This is a genomic window from Streptomyces sp. PL-29, from assembly GCF_058344425.1.
This window is the reverse complement of sequence record NZ_CP136996.1, coordinates 1706169-1722795: the sequence shown is the minus strand read 5'-3', so window position 1 is coordinate 1722795 and position 16627 is coordinate 1706169. Positions and strand designations below refer to the sequence as shown.

Here is a 16627-nt window from a genome sequence, read left to right as displayed (position 1 = left end):
CCGCCCCCTGGGGCAGCATGGGCCCCATGTCCGCACTCACGCGCAACGAAGCGCAGCTCCGAGCCCAGCTCCTCGACGTCCACCACTACGCCGTCGCCCTCGACCTCACCGGCGGCGACGAGACCTTCGACTCCACCACCATCATCCGATTCACCGCCCGCACCGCCGGCGACACCTTCGTGGAGCTGAAACCGGACGCGCTGCTCTCGGCGGCCCTCGACGGCGAACCCCTCGACCCCGCCGCCCTCGACGACAACCGGCTGCCGCTCACCGGCCTCACCGAGGGCCCCCACGAGCTGCACCTCGACACCCGCATGCGCTACTCCCGCACCGGCGAGGGCCTGCACCGCTTCACCGACCCCGCCGACGGACAGACGTACGTCTACAGCCAGATGTTCCTCGACGACGTCCAGAGGGTCTTCCCGGCCTTCGACCAGCCCGACCTCAAGGCGGTCTTCGAGTTCACCGTCACCGCTCCCGCAGGTTGGACCGTCCTCGCCAACGGCATCACCACCCGCCTCGCCGACCGTCCCGCCACCGGCGAGCGGCCCGCGGCCGGCGTCTGGCAGTCCGCGCCCACACCCGTCATCTCCACCTACCTCGCCGCCGTCGCCGCCGGCCCTTGGCACAGCGTGACCACCCAGCACGCCGGACTGCCGTTCGGCATCCACTGCCGGCAGTCGCTCGCACCGCACATGGACGCCGACGCCGACGAGATCCTCTCCATCACGAAGGACTGCTTCGACCGCTACCAGGCCAAGTTCACCGAGCCCTACCCCTTCGACTCCTACGACCAGGCCTTCGTCCCCGAGTTCAACGCCGGCGCCATGGAGAACCCCGGACTCGTCACCTTCCGCGACGAGTTCATCTACCGCTCCGCCGTCACCGACACCGAACGCCAGTCCCGGGCCATGGTCATCGCCCACGAGATGGCCCACATGTGGTTCGGCGACCTCGTCACCCTGGCCTGGTTCGACGACATCTGGCTCAACGAGTCCTTCGCCGAGTACATGGGCTACCAGACCCTCACCGAAGCCACCCGCTTCACCGACACCTGGACCGACTTCGGCGTCACGCGCAAGCCCTGGGGCTACGACGCCGACCAGCGCCCTTCCACCCACCCCGTCGCCCCCGCCCCCGACGACGTCCCCGACACCGCCTCCGCCCTCCTCAACTTCGACGGCATCTCCTACGCCAAGGGCGCCTCCGCCTTGCGCCAGCTCGTCGCCTGGCTCGGTGAGAAGGACTTCCTGGCCGGCATCAACACCCACTTCGCCCGCCACAAGTTCGCCAACGCCTCCCTCGCCGACTTCATCGACTCCCTCGCCGCCCACACCGAACGCGACGTACGCGCCTGGGCCGACGCCTGGCTGCGCACCACCGGCATCGACACCCTCACCCCGCGCATCGAGGACCCCGAAGGCACCAACGGCTGGACCCTCACGGTGGACCGCGACGGCAGCCGCCCCCACCACATCGCCGTCGGTGTCTACGACCGCGACCCCGCCGACGGCCGCATCCTCGAACTGCGCGAACTGCTCGACCTCGACGTCCCTTCCGACGAGATCATCTCGGCCGGGGGCACCCGCCCCGCACTGCTCCTCCTCAACGACGCCGACCTCACCTACACCAAGGTCCGCCTCGACGAGACCTCCCTCGAAACGGTTCTGCGCGGCCTTTCCGGCATCCCCGAGGCCCTCACCCGCGCCGTGGTCTGGAACTGCCTGCGGGACATGGTCCGCGACGGCGAACTCGCCCCGCAGGACTTCCTGGCCGCGGCGGGCGCGCACCTGCCCGAGGAGCACGACCTCGCCATCGTCCAGGGCGTCCTCGCCTTCGCCCGTACCCAGATCGCCGACCGCTACGTCGCCCCCGAGGACCGGCGCGAGGCGCTGGCCACCCTCAGCACCATCGCCCGTGACCTGCTCCGCCGCACCGAGGACGGCTCCGAACCCGGCATGCGGCTCACCGCCGTACGCACCCTCGTGGACAGTGCCGCCCAGCCCGACACCATCGCCGCCTGGCTCGCCGACGACACGGTGCCCGGAGGCCCCGCCCTCGACCCCGAACTGCGCTGGCGCATCCTCACCCGGCTCGCCGTCCTCGGCGCCGTCGGCGAGAGCGAGATCGACGCCGCCGTCGCCGCCGACCCCAGCGCCACCGGCGAGGAAGGCGCCGCCCGCTGCCGCGCCGCCCTGCCCACCGCCGAGGCCAAGCAAGCCGCCTGGGACCGCCTCTTCCATGACGACAGCCTCTCCAACTACCTCTTCAGCGCCACCGCCCAGGGCTTCTGGCAGCCCGAACAGGCCGACCTCGTCGCGCAGTACGTGCCCCGCTACTACTCAGAGGCCGTCGCCCTCGGCGCCCGCCGCGGGCCCGCCATCGGCGAGGCCGCGGGCCGCTACGCCTTCCCGGCGCACGCCGTCGACGAGGCCAACCTCGCGGCCGGCCAGGACTGCCTCGCCGACCCCGACGTGATCCCCCTCCTGCGCCGCAAGCTCGTGGACCAGCTGGACGACCTGTCCCGCGCCCTCCGCGTCCGCCGCTAGGGTCTGTTGCGAAAGTGGATCTTGTTCGTTCATGATCACGTCTTGTGGGACGTGGAGATCTGACGAATGGCCAGTGGGCCCGGCTTGAGCCGTTGCTGCCGCAGGGCATCAAGCCGGGCCGGCCGCAGGTGTGGACGCGGCGGCAGCTGATAGACGGCATACGGTGGCGGACCCGCACCGGCGCCCCGTGGCGTGACGTGCCCGAGCGCTATGGCCCCTGGGATCGGGTCTACGACCTGTTCCGACGCTGGCAGCGGGACGGAACCTGGGCCGCGATCCTGACCCGGCTCCAGGCCGAGGCGGACGCGAAGGGCCTGATCACCTGGGAGGTCAACGTCGACTCCACCGTCTGCCGGGCCCACCAGCACGCCGCCGGGGCGGCGAAAAGGGGGATCTCCAAAAGGAGCCGCCCGGTGGTGTCTTCGTCGAGCCGGCCGACCACGGCCTCGGGCGGTCCCGGGGCGGCCTGACCAGTAAGATCCACCTCGCCGTCGAGCAAGGGCAGAAGCCCCTGTCTGTGGTGATCACGGCCGGGCAGCGGGGCGACTCTCCGCAGTTCGAGCCGGTCCTGGAAGCGATCCGGGTGCCCCGGCTCGGGCTCGGCAGGCCGCGCAAGCGGCCGGACCGAGTGCGGGCCGACAAGGCCTACGACTCCCACGCCAACCGCTCCTACCTGCGCAGACGCGGGATCAAGGCCACCATTCCAGTGCCCGCGGACCGCGTCCGCAACCGACAACAGCGCGGCTCACTCGGTGGGCGGCCGCCGAAGTTCGACAAGGACGACTACAAGCAGCGGCATGCGGTCGAGTGCGGGATCAACCGCCTCAAGCGACACCGTGCCGTCGCCACCAGGTACGACAAACTCGCCGTCCGCTACGAAGCGACCGTGCTGGTCGCAGCCATCAACGAATGGCTGTGACCAGCACTTTCACAACAGGCCCTAGGCCTGCGGGCCGCCCGGCAGAACGGGGGCGGGTCCGCACGACCCGCCCCCCCGCTCCCGACCCCGGCGGGGTCGCGCGTCCGGGGACGGGAGCGGGTGGGGTGCGGTCCGGGACGTAGAACGTGATGGGTTGGCGCAGCAGGAGCCCGTACCGGCAACTCGGCCCGGGGCGCCCTACACCCTGCAGTCCCGGACAGCACCCCACCGCCCCCAGCACCCCACCCTCCAGCACCACCCCCCCCGGCATCGGCCAAGCCGCCGGCAGGGCCCCGCCTGATTCGGACAAACCCCGGCGGTTACCCCATTCGGGTCTGATCGTTGTACCGGTCGGGTGCCCCTGCCGCACCCAGGCCAGCCCCCGGAGGTTCCGTTGACAGCGCCGCACGGCACCCGGCATTCCGGCCGGCCGGAAGACCCCGTTCCGGTGCCGTACGGCACCGCGCTCGCCGGCGGAGCCGCCGGCCCCCAGGCCCTGCGCCCCCTCCTCGACACCGTCCTCGACGCCCTCCGCAGCGGAGCGGCCGACCGCCGAGGCCCGCTCCCCGCCGGCGGCCCCGACGCCGTCACCGTCCACGTCCGCACCACGCTGGGTGCCGTACTGCCCGCCCACGGCACCGGCGACCACGAAGCCCTCCGCACCCTCGTCCACGCCCTCGCCGCCGGTGCGGCGGATCCCGCCCACCCGCTCTGCGCCGCCCACCTGCACTGTCCGCCGCTGGCCGTCGCCACCGCCGCGGACCTCGCCGCGAGCGCCCTCAACCCCTCCCTCGACTCCTGGGACCAGGCCCCCGCGGCCTCCGCGATCGAAGCCCTCCTCACCCGCACCCTCGCCGCCGAGTTCTACGACACCCCCCACCCCGACGCCCTCGTCACCACCGGCGGCACCGAGGCCAACCAACTCGCCCTGCTCCTCGCCCGCGAACGCCACGGCCCCCGCCTCACCGTCCTGCACGGCGCCAACGCCCACCACTCCGTCCCCCGCGCCGCCTGGCTGCTCGGCCTGCCCCCGGCCACCGAAATCCCCACGCCCTCCGGCGTCCTCGACCCGGCTCGCCTCGCCGACGCCCTCGCCGACGCCCCCGCACCCACCCTCGTCACCGCCACCGCCGGCACCACCGCCGCAGGCCTCATCGACCCGCTCCCCGCCATCGCCGACCTCTGCGAACACCACGGCGCCGACCTCCACATCGACGCCGCATACGGAGGTCTCCTCGCCCTCAGCCCCCGCCACCGCGACCGGCTCACCGGCCTCGGTCGCGCCCACTCGCTCACCGTCGACCTGCACAAACTCGGCTGGCAACCCGTCGCCGCGGGACTCCTGGCCGTCCCCGACACCGCGCTGCTGGCCCCCCTGGCCCACCAGGCCGACTACCTCAACGCCACCGACGACACCGAAGCGGGCCTCCCCGACCTCCTCGGCCGCTCCCTGCGCACCACCCGACGCCCCGACGCCATCAAGATCGCCGCCACCCTGCGCTCACTCGGCCGCGACGGCCTCGCCCGCCTCATCGACCGTACCTGCGACCTCGCACACGACCTCGCGCAGCGGCTCGACGCCCACCCCGGCTTCGAACTCCATGCCCCGCCCACCATCAGCACCGTCCTGTTCCGGCCCACCCACGCCACCGACGGCGAGCTCGCCACCCTGCGCCGCGCCCTCCTCCACCAAGGCCGCGCCGTCCTCGGCCGCACCCACGCCGACGGCCGCCTGTGGCTCAAAGCCACCCTGCTCAACCCGCACACCACGGCGGGAGACCTGGACACCCTCATCGCCCTCCTGGAAGGCAGCACCCACCGATGACCGCCCAGCTCGATGCACCCCACGACCTCGTCGGAATCGGCATCGGACCGTCCAACCTGTCCCTCGCCGCCCTCGCCCACGGCCTCACCCGACAGGGAGTGGGCGAACTCGCCACCGCCTTCTACGAGCAGCGCCGCGACTTCCGCTGGCACCCCGGGCTCCTCATCGACGGCACCACCCTCCAAGTTCCCTTCCTCGCCGACCTCGTCACCCTGGCCGATCCCACCAGCCCCTGGAGCTTCCTCAGCTACCTCCGGCACCGGGAACGGCTCTACCCCTTCTACTTCGCCGAGCAGTTCCACATCCACCGCGCCGAGTACGACGCCTACTGCCGCTGGGTCGCCGGCCGCGTCCCCGGCCTCCACTTCGGCCACCAGGTCGACGCCGTCCGCTGGAACCCCGAACGCGACGTCTTCGAAGTCGACTTCACCCAGCTCGGCCCCGCCGGCGAAGCCGAAGCCCTCGGCCGCACCCACACCCGAAACCTCGTCCTCGGCATCGGCACCGCCCCTCACGTCCCCGACCCCCTGCGCCCCCTCGTCGACGCCCCCACCGTCCCGGTCGTCCACTCCGCCGACTACCTCGACAACCGCCGCCGCATCCTCGGCGCCGAACACGTCACCGTCATCGGATCGGGCCAGTCCGGCGCCGAGGTCTTCCTCGACCTGCTCCGCGCCCGCCCCATCGGCCGCGAACGCCTGACCTGGCTCGCCCGCACCCCCTCCTTCGCCCCCATGGAGTACTCGAAACTCGGCCTCGAACACTTCACCCCCGACTACACCCGCTACTTCCACTCCCTCCCCGAACCGGTACGCGACCACCTCGTCCCCGCCCAGTGGCAGCTCCACAAGGGCATCGACACCGCCACCATCGCCGCCATCCACGAGGAGCTCTACCGGCGCACCCTCCACGGCGGCTGGCCCGACGTGGTCCTCACCCCCGCCGTCACCGTCCGTACCGCCGGGCGCGTCGCCACCACCAAGGTCGAACTCCATCTCGAACACACCGAACAGGGCGCCCGCTCCCGCCTCACCACCGACGCCGTCGTCCTCGCCACCGGCTACCGCGAACGCCCCCTCACCCGGCTCCTCGCGGGCCTCGACCCCTACCTGCGCAAGGACTCCTCCGGCCGCCCCCGCATCGACGACCGCTACCGGATGGTCCTCGACCCCTCTGTCACCGGCAGCATCTTCGTCCAGAACGGCGAACGCCACACCCACGGCGTCGGCGCCCCCGACCTCGGCCTCGCGGCCTGGCGCAGCGCGGCCATCCTCAACACCTTGACCGGCAAGGAGCCCTACCCCCAGCCCCCGCGCACCGCGTTCACCACCTTCGGCCTCGAACAGCGCGAACACACCCGCCCCCGCCCCGCGGGCGAACTCCTCCCGCTCGTCGACCACCCGTAGGGGGCGTCCGCCGGTCCGCCGGATCCGCGGATCCGCGGATCCGCCGGGCCCGGGCCCCGAACGGCCGGTCCGGGAACGCGCGGGGCCGGTGACCGCCGCCGCGGACACCGGCCCGTTCCGCACGCCCGCCGCGTCACGGGACCGTCCGAGCACGCCCGGCACGAGGACGGCCCTCCGCCCTGGGATCGCACCCACGCACCGGACACCGCGGGGCCCGCCCTCCGGGCGGACGGGCCACCGTCGCGCCACCCCCTAGAACACCGGCACGCCCGCCCGGGTCAGCCGCCAGTCCACCGAAACGAACTGCGCCGGGTCGATCGTCCCCTTCGCCTTCACCCACTGGATGATCGTGTTGCGGATCTCGTCCGAGTTCGACCACAGCTGCTTGGCCTGCGGCACGTGCGGGAAGTTGCCGCCGCCCGAAGCCCGGTAGTTGTTGACCGCCAGCACGAACTGCGCCGCCGGATCCACCGCCTTCCCCTGGAAGGACAGCCCCGAGATCCGCGAGCCCGCCGGCTGCGCGATGTCGATGTCGTACGCCAGGCCGTACACGGCGTCGTAGTTGTAGTCCGGAATGCCCTCGGCGTTCGTCAGCTTCGCCGGATCCACCGCCTCACCCGGCGCCGTCCGCACGAAGTACCGTGCCGAGTACTCCAGGTAGTCCTTCAGCTGCGCACCCGTCAGCAGCCGCGCCTCCATCGTGTTCTCGAACGGGTACAGGCCGGCCGCGTCCCTGATGGTCACCTGCCCGGCCGGGATGGCCGCCGTCCGCGAGAAGCACGATGCCTGCGACAGCACCGGCAGCGCCGCCCACTGCGAACCCGCCAGGGCCGACGTCACCGTCTCCGCCTGCACGTGGTTGATCAGGTCGATGATCGCCACGTCCTTGACCGGTCCCTCCGCCGACGACATGGCCTGGGTCGAGGTGCCGATCACCTGGTTCACGTACGCCACGACCTTGCGGTGCTCGTCCGACAGCAGCCGCGTGATCTTCGTGTCCTCGGTGACCGTGTTCGAGTTCAGCACCTTCGCCGCGACCTTCACCACCGACCAGCGGCCCTTCTCCCACACCAGCTCGAAGTCGAACAGCGTCAGCCGCTGGCCCCACTTCAACGGCTCCGACAGCACCACGTCCTTGCCGGTGGCCTCGTTCTTCACCCGGTACTCGGGGATCTCCGTGTGGGCGTGCCCCACCAGGATCGCGTCGATCCCCGGAACCTGCTGCGCCACGAGTGCCGCCGCGTTCTCGACGTACGGCAGCTGGTCACCATACGACGAGGTACCGCTCGACCCCGAGTGCGCCGACACGATCACCACGTCCGCCCCCATCGAGCGCAGCCGCGGCACGTACTTCGCCGCCTGCTCCTCCAGCCCGGGGAACGTCATCTTGCCCTGTACGTTCGCCTTGTCCCACAACGCGATGCCCGGGTTCGTCAGCCCCAGCACGGCCACCTTCACGTCCCGCCCGTGAGGAGTGCGCAGCCGGTGCATGCTGTACGGCGCGAAGGCCGGCTTCAGCGTCTTCGCGTCGAGCGCGTTCGCCCCCAGCAGCGGGAAGTCGCACTGCTCCTCGAACCTGCGCAACACCGGAATGCCGTAGTTGAACTCGTGGTTCCCCAGCGCCGCCGCGTCGTAGCCGATCGCGTTCATCGCCTGCGCCATCGGGTGCACCGGACCGCGCCGCGCCGTGATCGGATCGACCTTCGCGTAGTAGTACGACAGCTGTGTGCCCTGGATTGTGTCACCCGCGTCGATGAGCAGCGTGTTGCACCGCCCCTTCTCCGCCCGCACCTCGTTCACCAGGGTCGAGATCTTCGCCAGGCCGACGTCGTTGTGCGCCTTGTCGTCGAACTCCCTGTCGGTGAAGTAGTCCCAATTGAAGACGTTCCCGTGCAGGTCGGTGGTCCCCATCACGGTGAACGCGTACGTCCGCGGCCCCGGCCTCCTCGCGTCCGGCTGCGCGGCGGCGGCAGCGGCCGGGGTGCTCGTGGCCCCCGCCAGGGCCGCGGCCGCCCCCGTCGCGGCCGTGGTCCCTATGAAAGTCCTGCGGTCGAACGCCATGTCATCTCCCTTATGAGGCCTGGACAACGCGCGTAGATTCTGGCCCACCGGAAACAGGCCGCGACACCCCCGTCAGGTTTCGATCCGGTGACCACACCCGAACGGGCGACAGTGCGAGAGTGAATCCATGACCCAGGACGCATCGCACCAGCCCTACGGCACCCCCGAAGTACCCCGCGTCGCCGTCCGCGGCGAGGCCCGCCTCGAAGTCGACCCCGAGATCGCCCGCATCGGCATCACCGTCAGCGCCCGCGGCACCGACCGCCGCACCGCCCTGGAAGACCTGACCCGGCGCAACGGCGCCGTCCTCGACCTCGTCAAGAGCTACGGCGACAGCGTCGAGAAGCTCGAAACCGGCGCCCTCTCCATCACCCCCGAACTCACCCGTCACGGCCGCGCCGAACGCGTTCGCGCTTACCACGGGCGCGTCCACATCACCGCCGAGATCGGGGACTTCGCCGACCTCGGCGAACTCACCACCCGCCTCGCCGACCTGGAGCTCACTCAGGTCGACGGCCCCTGGTGGGCCCTGCGCCCCACCTCACCGGCCCACGGCGAAGCCCGCCGCCAGGCCGTGCTCGAAGCCGTCCAGCGCGCCCGGGAGTACGCCGAAGCCCTCGGCGCCCGCCTCGCCGCCCTCGTCGAACTCGCCGACCTCGGAGCCGAGAACGCAGCCCCCTTCGCACAGGCTCCGGGAGGTGCCGGTATGCGCACCATGGCCTTCAGCACCACCGAGGACTCCGGTCCTCCGCCGCTCGACCTCGAACCCCAGCGTCAGACCGTCTACGCCCAGGTGAACGCCCGCTTCACCATGACCCCGCCGCACCTCTGAGACACGCGCCGAAAGGGCCCCGGGGGGTGCTCATCGGAGCACCCCCTCGCACATTCAACAGTTGTCAACAACCTTTCGCTTAAAGGTTGTTGAGAGGACACCTGGAAGCGATGACCTACCCGTTGGTAGGGGAATAGGCTCGCCTTATGCGCCGAGCGAAAATCGTATGTACCCTGGGCCCCGCCACCGACTCGTACGACCAGATCAAAGCACTGGTCGAAGCCGGAATGGACATCGCCCGACTCAACCTCAGCCACGGCACCTACGCCGAGCACGAGGAGCGCTACCAGCGCGTGCGCAAGGCCTCCGACGAGACCGGCCGGAGCGTCGGCATCCTCGCCGACCTTCAAGGCCCGAAGATCCGCCTCGGCCGCTTCCGCGAAGGACCCGTACTCCTTGAACGCGGCGACGCGTTCACCATCACCGTCGAAGACCGCGAAGGCGACCGCCACACCTGCGGCACCACCTACCAGGGGCTCGCCGCGGACGTCACCACCGGCGAGCGCATCCTCGTCGACGACGGCCGCGTCACCCTCGAAGTCACCGCCGTCGAAGGCCCCCACGTCCACACGCGCGTCATCGAGGGGGGCATGGTCTCCGACCACAAGGGCCTCAACCTCCCCGGCGTCGCCGTCTCCGTCCCCGCCCTCTCCGACAAGGACATCGAAGACCTCCGCTGGGCCCTGCGCACCGGTGCCGACGTCATCGCCCTCTCCTTCGTCCGCAGCGGCCGCGACATCGACGACGTCCACCGCGTCATGGACGAGGAGGGCCGCCGCCTTCCCGTGATCGCCAAGATCGAAAAGCCCCAGGCGGTCGACAGCATCGACGACATCGTGGCCGCCTTCGACGGCATCATGGTCGCCCGCGGCGACCTCGGTGTCGAAATGCCCCTGGAGCAGGTCCCGATCGTCCAGAAGCGCGCCATCAAACTCGCCAAGCGCAACGCCAAGCCCGTCATCGTCGCGACCCAGATGCTCGACTCGATGATCGACAACTCTCGGCCCACCCGTGCCGAGGCCTCCGACGTCGCCAACGCCGTCATCGACGGCACCGACGCCGTCATGCTCTCCGGGGAGACAAGCGTCGGCAAATACCCCGTCGAGACCGTCCGCACCATGTCCCGCATCGTCGCGGCCGCCGAGGAGGACATCCTCACCAAGGGCCTCCCTCCCCTCACCGAACGCAACAAGCCGCGAACCCAGGGCGGAGCAGTCGCCCGCGCGGCCGCCGAAATGGGCGACTTCCTCGACGCAAAGTTCCTCGTCGCCTTCACCCAGAGCGGCGACACCGTCCGACGGCTCTCCCGCTACCGCTCACCCATCCCCCTCCTCGCCTTCACTCCCGACCCGGCCACCCGCTCCCAACTGAACCTCACCTGGGGCGTCGAAACCTTCCTCGGCCCCCACGTCGGCTCCACCGACGCCATGGTCGCGCAGGTCGAAGAGGAACTCCTGCGCATCGGCCGCTGCGTCACCGGCGACGTCGTCGTCATCACCGCCGGCTCGCCCCCCGGCGTCAGCGGCTCCACCAACCTCGTCCGCGTCCACCGCATCGGCGACGCCGTCCGCTGACCACCCACCGCTCGACACCCGTTACCGCGCGGCACACCCGCACCGCGCCGGACACCCCGGTGCGGTGCGGACCGCCACCCCGACCGCGGGGCCGCTCGGTACCAACGCCCGTCGCGACACAGGCCGTTCGTCCCCGGCCTGTGACCTGCAAACGGACGAAAAGGGCTGGCGACAGGTCCCGCGGCCGAGTAGGAAAGGCGCCATGCGCACCTCCCTACGCACCTTCGTCCGCACCACGCTCGACCTCGGCGACGCCGTACTCCACCCATGGGGCCGCGAGCCCGCGGGACCGGATCTCCTGGACGACCTCGTCGCCGCTGCGGCGGACCCCGCGATCGCCCTCTGGAACCCCCTCCCCACAGCCGACCACCAGGCCGCCCGCACCTGGCTCGAAGCCCGCGAGGACGGCTGGGACCGCGGCGCGGGCGCCGCCTTCGCCGCCCTGGACGCCACCGAAGGAGCCCTGCTCGGCGCCATAGGCCTCCGCTGGGTCGACCGGGCCGACGGCCTCGCCAGCATCGGCTACTGGCTCCTGCCGGACGCTCGCGGCCGCGGCCTCGCCGCCCGGGCCACCCGGGCCGTCACCACCTGGGGCTTCTACACCGCCGACGCCCGCCGGGTCGAGCTCGCCCACGCTGCCGGCAACGACGCCTCCTGCCGCGTGGCCCAGCGCTGCGGCTACCTCCCCGAAGGGGTCCTGCGCGAGTCCCACCTCTTCGGTGATGGCCGCCACCACGACGAACACCTCCACGCCCGCCTCGCCGGCGACCCCGAACCGTGATCAACCGGCTGTCCGCCGCCCCGTCCGCCCCCGGCCACCGCCCCGGAGCGGCGCTCACGTACCGGGCCGCCCCGGAGGCCGCGCCCGCGACCCGCACGGCCTTCCGGCCGGAACGGTGCGTGCACAGGGGTGGCTGTGAGCAACAAAAAGCGGACGTTCACACGAAAGGTGAACGTCCGCTTTTCGGACATGTACCGGGTGCGGGATTCGAACCCGCACGTCCTTTCGGACAGATGTGTTTGAGACATCAGCGTCTGCCATTCCGCCAACCCGGCTAGGTCGCTGGTCGGAGTGTACCGGGTGACCATCGTGCCTTGCAGCTAGGTAGGCTCATCCAAGCAGCAGAGCCAGGCAAAGAGGAGCCCCCGTGACCGCCGAGCACGAGTCGACGCCCACGCCCGACGCCGACCAGTCGCACGTTCCGCCGCTGACGACCCGGGTCGTCATCGCGGAGGACGAGGCGCTCATCCGTCTCGACCTCAAAGAAATGCTCGAAGAAGAGGGCTACTCCGTCGTCGGCGAGGCCGGCGACGGGCAGACGGCCGTCGAGCTCGCCCGCGAGCACCGGCCCGACCTGGTCATCCTCGACGTGAAGATGCCCGTCCTGGACGGTATCTCCGCGGCGGAGAAGATCGCGCAGGAGTCCATCGCCCCCGTCCTGATGCTGACGGCGTTCTCGCAGCGGGACCTCGTCGAGCGGGCCCGGGACGCCGGTGCCATGGCGTACCTCGTGAAGCCGTTCAGCAAGAGCGACGTGGTGCCGGCCATCGAGATGGCCGTGTCCCGGTTCGCCGAGCTGCGTGCGCTGGAGAAGGAGGTCGCGGACCTCTCCCAGCGGCTGGAGACCCGCAAGCTGGTCGACCGTGCGAAGAGCATCCTGCAGACGCAGTACGGGCTGACCGAGCCCGCTGCCTTCCGCTGGATCCAGAAGTCCTCCATGGACCGCCGGATGTCGATGCAGCAGGTCGCCGAGGTCGTCATCGAGGACGCCGAGGCGAAGAAGAAGGAGAGCGGCGGGAAGTAGCCCGCCCCGCCCGGACATGCGTGAGGCCCGCCTCCCCCGAGGGAGGCGGGCCTCACACGTCCGGTCAGTCCTCGCCGAGGTAGGCCTTGCGGACGTCCTCGTTGTGAAGGAGGTCCTGGCCGGTGCCGGAGAGGACGATCTTGCCGATCTCCATGACGTGCGCCTGGTCGGCGAGGGAGAGCGCCGCCTGGGCGTTCTGCTCGACGAGCAGGATCGTCATGCCCGAGGCCTTGAGCTCGGAGATGGTCGACATGATCTTCTGCATCATCAGCGGAGAGAGGCCCATGGAGGGCTCGTCCAGCATGAGGAGCTTCGGCTGGCACATGAGCGCACGGCCCATGGCGAGCATCTGCTGCTCACCGCCCGAGAGGGTGCCGGCGGCCTGCTTGCGGCGCTCTCCCAGGATGGGGAAGAGGTCGTAGGCGCGCTGGATGTCCTTCTCGATGCCGTCCTTGTCATTGCGCAGGAAGGCGCCGAGCTGGAGGTTCTCCTCGATCGTCAGACGCGGGAAGATGTGGCGGCCCTCGGGGGAGTGCGCCAGCTTCAGGGCGACGATCTTGTGGGCGGGGACACCGACGAGGGGCTGGCCGTCGAAGGTGACGCTGCCCGCGGTGGGCTTCAGGAGCCCGGAGAGGGTGCGCAGGGTGGTCGTCTTGCCGGCGCCGTTGGTGCCGACGAGGCAGACGATCTCGCCCTCGTTGACCTCGAAGGAGATTCCCTTGACGGCTTCGATCTTGCCGTAGGCGACCTTGAGGTCCTCGACCTTGAGCAGTGCGGTCACTTGGCCTCTCCTTCCGTGGTGCTGGTGGTGCTGGTGGTGCTGTCCGCGCCCGCGTCCGGGGCGGCGGGGGCTCCTCCGGTGTCCGAGTCGGCCGCAGGGGCCTCGTCGTCCGCGGCGTCCGCCTCGGCGTCGGCGTCGGCCGCGACCCGGGTCTCCGGCTCGGTGTCGGCCTCAGGCTCGGCCTCAGTCGTGGCCTCCGGCTCGGCGTCAGCCTCGGGTTCGGCGTCAGCCTCGGCCTCGGGCTGCTCGGCCGCCGCTTCGGCTGCGGCCTCCGAGGCGGCTCCCGCGTGGGACTCCGCAGCCTCGACCTCGGCGATCTCGGCCGCTCCCGGCTCGCCCTCGAAGGGGGTGCCGAGGTAGGCCGCGATGACGCGCTCGTCGCCCTGGACCTCGGAGGCGGTGCCTTCGATGAGCTTCTCGCCCTGGACGAGACAGGCGACGCGGTCGCACAGGTTGAAGATGAAGCGCATGTCGTGCTCGATCACGAGTACGGCGATGCCCATGTCCCGGATCGCGAAGATGAGCTCCTCGGCGGTGCGGGTCTCCTGCGGGTTCATGCCGGCGGTGGGCTCGTCCAGCAGGATGAGGCCGGGGTCGCTGGCGAGGGCCCGGGCGATCTCCAGCTTGCGCTGCTCGCCGTAGGGGAGGTTCTTCGCGAGGTGGTCGGCCTTGTGCTCCAGGCCGATGAACTCGAGGAGTTCCATGGCGCGTGCCTCGCTGGCGGCTTCGGCCTTCTTGAAGCCGGGGCCGCGCAGCAGGGCGGACCAGAGGCCTTCCTTCGTGCGGGTGTGGCGTCCGACGAGGACGTTCTCCATCACCGTCATGTTGTGGAAGAGCCGGATGTTCTGGAAGGTGCGGGCGATGCCGGCCTCGGTGACCCGGTGGGGCTTGGGCGGGAGGACCTTGCCCTTGTAGCTGACCGAGCCCTCGGTGGGCACGTACAGACCGGTGAGGCAGTTGAAGAAGGTGGTCTTGCCGGCGCCGTTGGGGCCGATGAGTCCGACGATCTCGCCCGCGTTGACCTGGAGGTCGACGCCCTTGACGGCGGTGAGGCCGCCGAAGCGCATGGTGACGCCCTTGGCTTCGAGAACCGTGGTCTTCGTCTTGGTGGTGGTGTCCGTGGTGGTCGTCATGGCGTTCACGCCCCCGCCTTGGCGGTGGCCAGGTCCTGGGGGGCCTGGTCAGCGGTGTCTTCGTGGAACTCGAGCTGCGCACGCTTGTTGGCGATGAGGCCTTCGGGGCGGAAGCGCATGAGCAGGATGAGGGCGATGCCGAAGGCGAGGAGCTGGTAGTCCTGGAGGAAGGCCAGCTTCGCCGGGATCAGGAAGAGGAGTGCGGCGCCGAGGATGGGGCCGCGGATGGTGCCCATGCCGCCGAGGATGACGGCGGCGAGGAGGAACGCGGAGTTCGGCGGGACGGGCCCGGCGAAGACGTAGTTCTCGGGGACGACCGTGGTGTTGACGTGCGCCTGGACGGTGCCGGCGAGGCCCGCGAGGGTGGCGCCGAGGGCGAAGGCGATGAGCTTGACCTTGAAGCCGTTGATGCCCATGGCTTCGGCGGCGGTCTCGTCCTCGCGGATGGCGACCCAGGCGCGGCCGATGCGGCTGTTGCCGGCGCGGGCGAAGACCACGACGACCAGGGCCATCACCAGCAGCATCAGGAAGTAGTAGTTGGCGTAGGCGCCGAGTTCGATGCCGGCGACGGTGTGGGACTCGCCGAAGTTCCACCCGAAGAGTTCCAGGTGGGGGACGTTCGGGATGCCGTTGGGACCGTTGGTGATGTCCGGGCCGGAGGTGCCGTCGAGGTTGCCCATGGCGATGCGGAAGATCTCTCCGAAGCCGAGGGTGACGATGGCGAGGTAGTCGCCGCGCAGGCGGAGGGTCGGCGCACCGATGACCACGCCGAACACGAGCGAGACGAGGGCGCCCACGATGACCGCCGCCCAGAAGGGGAGGTGGATGCCGAAGGCGGACGCGGTGCTGCCGGAGACCAGGGCCGCGGCGTAGGCGCCGACACCGAGGAAGGCGACGTATCCGAGGTCGAGGAGGCCGGCGAGGCCGACGACGATGTTGAGGCCGAGGGCGACGGTCGCGAAGATCAGGATGTTGACCGCGATCAGCGTGTAGGTGTCGCCGCTCTGCTGGATGAACGGGAAGGCGATGGCCGCGGCCGCGGTGCCGAGGAGGGTGACCTGGCGGTTCTTCGCGGTGAGGACCGAGAACCGGGCGAGGAGGCCCGACTTGTTCAGGGCGAGGGCCGCGAGGCCGACCGTGATCAGGTAGGCGACGAAGAGCTGCGGTTCCTTGTCATCGGTGTCGATGCCGAAGGTGATGACGAAGAGGCCGAGGGCGAAGACACCGGTGATGACGAGGATCTCGGCCCAGGAGGGGAGCTCCTTGCCGGGGGCGGCCTTGCGGCTGTCGTCGGGGAGCTTGTGCGCGGCGAGGGCCGGGACGAGCGAGCCGACGAGGGCGACGTAGGCGCCGGGTTCGAGGTTGATCACGCCGCCGAGGACGACGGTGATGGCGAGGACCGTGAACCAGGTGGCGGCCAGGTTGCCGAGAGCCAGGAACCAGATGGCCTTGCGGGAGCCGGCGGGGGTGAGCCAGGCGAAGCCCTTGACGCCGAGCGCGGAGAGCGCGTGGACGAGGGTGAGGGCCGCACCGGCGAGGGTGACGTACTGGAGGCCGGCGGGGCTGCCGTAGAAGGTGAGGTCGCCGGGGAATTCGTCGGTCCAGGTCCAGGCGAGGAAGGCGCTGAGGATGGTGAGGAGGCTGCCGCCGACGATCGCGTAGAGGAGCGCGGCCGGTGCGGGTGCCGCCTTCGCGGCCTGCGTCGGTGCCTGCGTCTGCGGGGTGGTGTTGGTGGTCATGGT

Annotated in this window: 12 protein-coding genes and 1 tRNA gene; 8 read left to right on the top strand and 5 right to left on the bottom strand. The window is 70.8% G+C overall.

Going from position 1 to position 16627, the window contains the following annotated elements; translation table 11 throughout:
- Positions 1 to 17 precede the first annotated feature (17 nt).
- From pepN to R4Z63_RS07840, 4 genes are all read left to right on the top strand, one after another.
- Positions 18 to 2549 (top strand): aminopeptidase N, encoded by a 2532-nt coding sequence (gene pepN / locus R4Z63_RS07855; RefSeq protein WP_172671386.1) that lies wholly within the window; start codon positions 18 to 20, stop codon positions 2547 to 2549.
- A gap of 44 nt (positions 2550 to 2593) precedes the next feature.
- A protein-coding gene (locus R4Z63_RS07850) for an IS5 family transposase (protein WP_386264951.1) occupies positions 2594 to 3468 on the top strand; the annotation gives its coding sequence in 2 pieces (ribosomal slippage) (positions 2594 to 2987 and positions 2987 to 3468; 876 coding nt in all).
- Positions 3469 to 3916: 448 nt separating this feature from the next.
- Entirely contained in the window at positions 3917 to 5293 is a 1377-nt protein-coding gene (locus tag R4Z63_RS07845; RefSeq protein WP_384453635.1) for a pyridoxal phosphate-dependent decarboxylase family protein, read from the top strand.
- The gene (locus tag R4Z63_RS07840; RefSeq protein WP_037926708.1) at positions 5290 to 6699 is read left to right on the top strand and encodes a lysine N(6)-hydroxylase/L-ornithine N(5)-oxygenase family protein; all 1410 of its coding nucleotides are present in this window, start codon (positions 5290 to 5292) and stop codon (positions 6697 to 6699) included. The genes R4Z63_RS07845 and R4Z63_RS07840 overlap by 4 nt, the downstream gene beginning before the upstream one ends.
- Positions 6700 to 6951: 252 nt before the next feature.
- Here the strand turns inward: R4Z63_RS07840 and R4Z63_RS07835 are convergent, their stop codons facing one another.
- Positions 6952 to 8760, bottom strand: a complete 1809-nt coding sequence (locus R4Z63_RS07835) for a bifunctional metallophosphatase/5'-nucleotidase (RefSeq protein WP_384453631.1) — start codon at positions 8758 to 8760, stop codon at positions 6952 to 6954.
- A gap of 127 nt (positions 8761 to 8887) precedes the next feature.
- Between R4Z63_RS07835 and R4Z63_RS07830 the strand changes: the two genes are divergently transcribed.
- The 3 genes from R4Z63_RS07830 to R4Z63_RS07820 all read left to right on the top strand — a co-directional run bounded on the left by R4Z63_RS07830 (position 8888) and on the right by R4Z63_RS07820 (position 11947).
- Positions 8888 to 9592, top strand: coding sequence for an SIMPL domain-containing protein (locus tag R4Z63_RS07830; protein ID WP_037926703.1), 705 nt, complete (start codon positions 8888 to 8890; stop codon positions 9590 to 9592).
- Positions 9593 to 9738: 146 nt separating this feature from the next.
- Positions 9739 to 11166 (top strand): pyruvate kinase, encoded by a 1428-nt coding sequence (pyk, locus tag R4Z63_RS07825; protein WP_037926700.1) that lies wholly within the window; start codon positions 9739 to 9741, stop codon positions 11164 to 11166.
- A gap of 202 nt (positions 11167 to 11368) precedes the next feature.
- A complete protein-coding gene (locus tag R4Z63_RS07820) occupies positions 11369 to 11947 on the top strand; it encodes a GNAT family N-acetyltransferase (RefSeq protein ID WP_384453627.1) in 579 nt (192 codons plus the stop codon).
- Between the two features lie 192 nt (positions 11948 to 12139).
- Here R4Z63_RS07820 and R4Z63_RS07815 read toward each other — a convergent pair.
- Positions 12140 to 12222 (bottom strand) — tRNA-Leu (locus R4Z63_RS07815).
- A 92-nt stretch (positions 12223 to 12314) separates the two neighbouring features.
- On the opposite strand from R4Z63_RS07815, the gene R4Z63_RS07810 reads away from it, so the two are divergent.
- Entirely contained in the window at positions 12315 to 12971 is a 657-nt protein-coding gene (locus R4Z63_RS07810; protein WP_037926694.1) for an ANTAR domain-containing response regulator, read from the top strand.
- A 64-nt stretch (positions 12972 to 13035) separates the two neighbouring features.
- On the opposite strand, the gene R4Z63_RS07805 is transcribed toward R4Z63_RS07810, so the two are convergent.
- From R4Z63_RS07805 to R4Z63_RS07795, 3 genes are read right to left on the bottom strand one after another with little or no spacing between them, the layout of a single operon-like run.
- Positions 13036 to 13752, bottom strand: coding sequence for an ABC transporter ATP-binding protein (locus R4Z63_RS07805; protein WP_037926691.1), 717 nt, complete (start codon positions 13750 to 13752; stop codon positions 13036 to 13038).
- The gene (locus tag R4Z63_RS07800) at positions 13749 to 14885 is read right to left on the bottom strand and encodes an ABC transporter ATP-binding protein (protein ID WP_384453641.1); all 1137 of its coding nucleotides are present in this window, start codon (positions 14883 to 14885) and stop codon (positions 13749 to 13751) included. Before R4Z63_RS07800 ends, R4Z63_RS07805 begins: the two co-directional genes overlap by 4 nt.
- 5 nt (positions 14886 to 14890) lie before the next feature.
- Entirely contained in the window at positions 14891 to 16624 is a 1734-nt protein-coding gene (locus tag R4Z63_RS07795) for a branched-chain amino acid ABC transporter permease (RefSeq protein WP_384453638.1), read from the bottom strand.
- Positions 16625 to 16627 lie beyond the last annotated feature (3 nt).

Coding starts and splice junctions, on each gene's coding strand:
- pepN (WP_172671386.1), top strand. CDS start 18: ATGGGCCCCATGTCCGCACTCACGCGCAACGAAGCGCAGCTCCGAGCC.
- R4Z63_RS07840 (WP_037926708.1), top strand. CDS start 5,290: ATGACCGCCCAGCTCGATGCACCCCACGACCTCGTCGGAATCGGCATC.
- R4Z63_RS07835 (WP_384453631.1), bottom strand. CDS start 8,760: ATGGCGTTCGACCGCAGGACTTTCATAGGGACCACGGCCGCGACGGGG.
- R4Z63_RS07830 (WP_037926703.1), top strand. CDS start 8,888: ATGACCCAGGACGCATCGCACCAGCCCTACGGCACCCCCGAAGTACCC.
- pyk (WP_037926700.1), top strand. CDS start 9,739: ATGCGCCGAGCGAAAATCGTATGTACCCTGGGCCCCGCCACCGACTCG.
- R4Z63_RS07820 (WP_384453627.1), top strand. CDS start 11,369: ATGCGCACCTCCCTACGCACCTTCGTCCGCACCACGCTCGACCTCGGC.
- R4Z63_RS07800 (WP_384453641.1), bottom strand. CDS start 14,885: ATGACGACCACCACGGACACCACCACCAAGACGAAGACCACGGTTCTC.
- R4Z63_RS07795 (WP_384453638.1), bottom strand. CDS start 16,624: ATGACCACCAACACCACCCCGCAGACGCAGGCACCGACGCAGGCCGCG.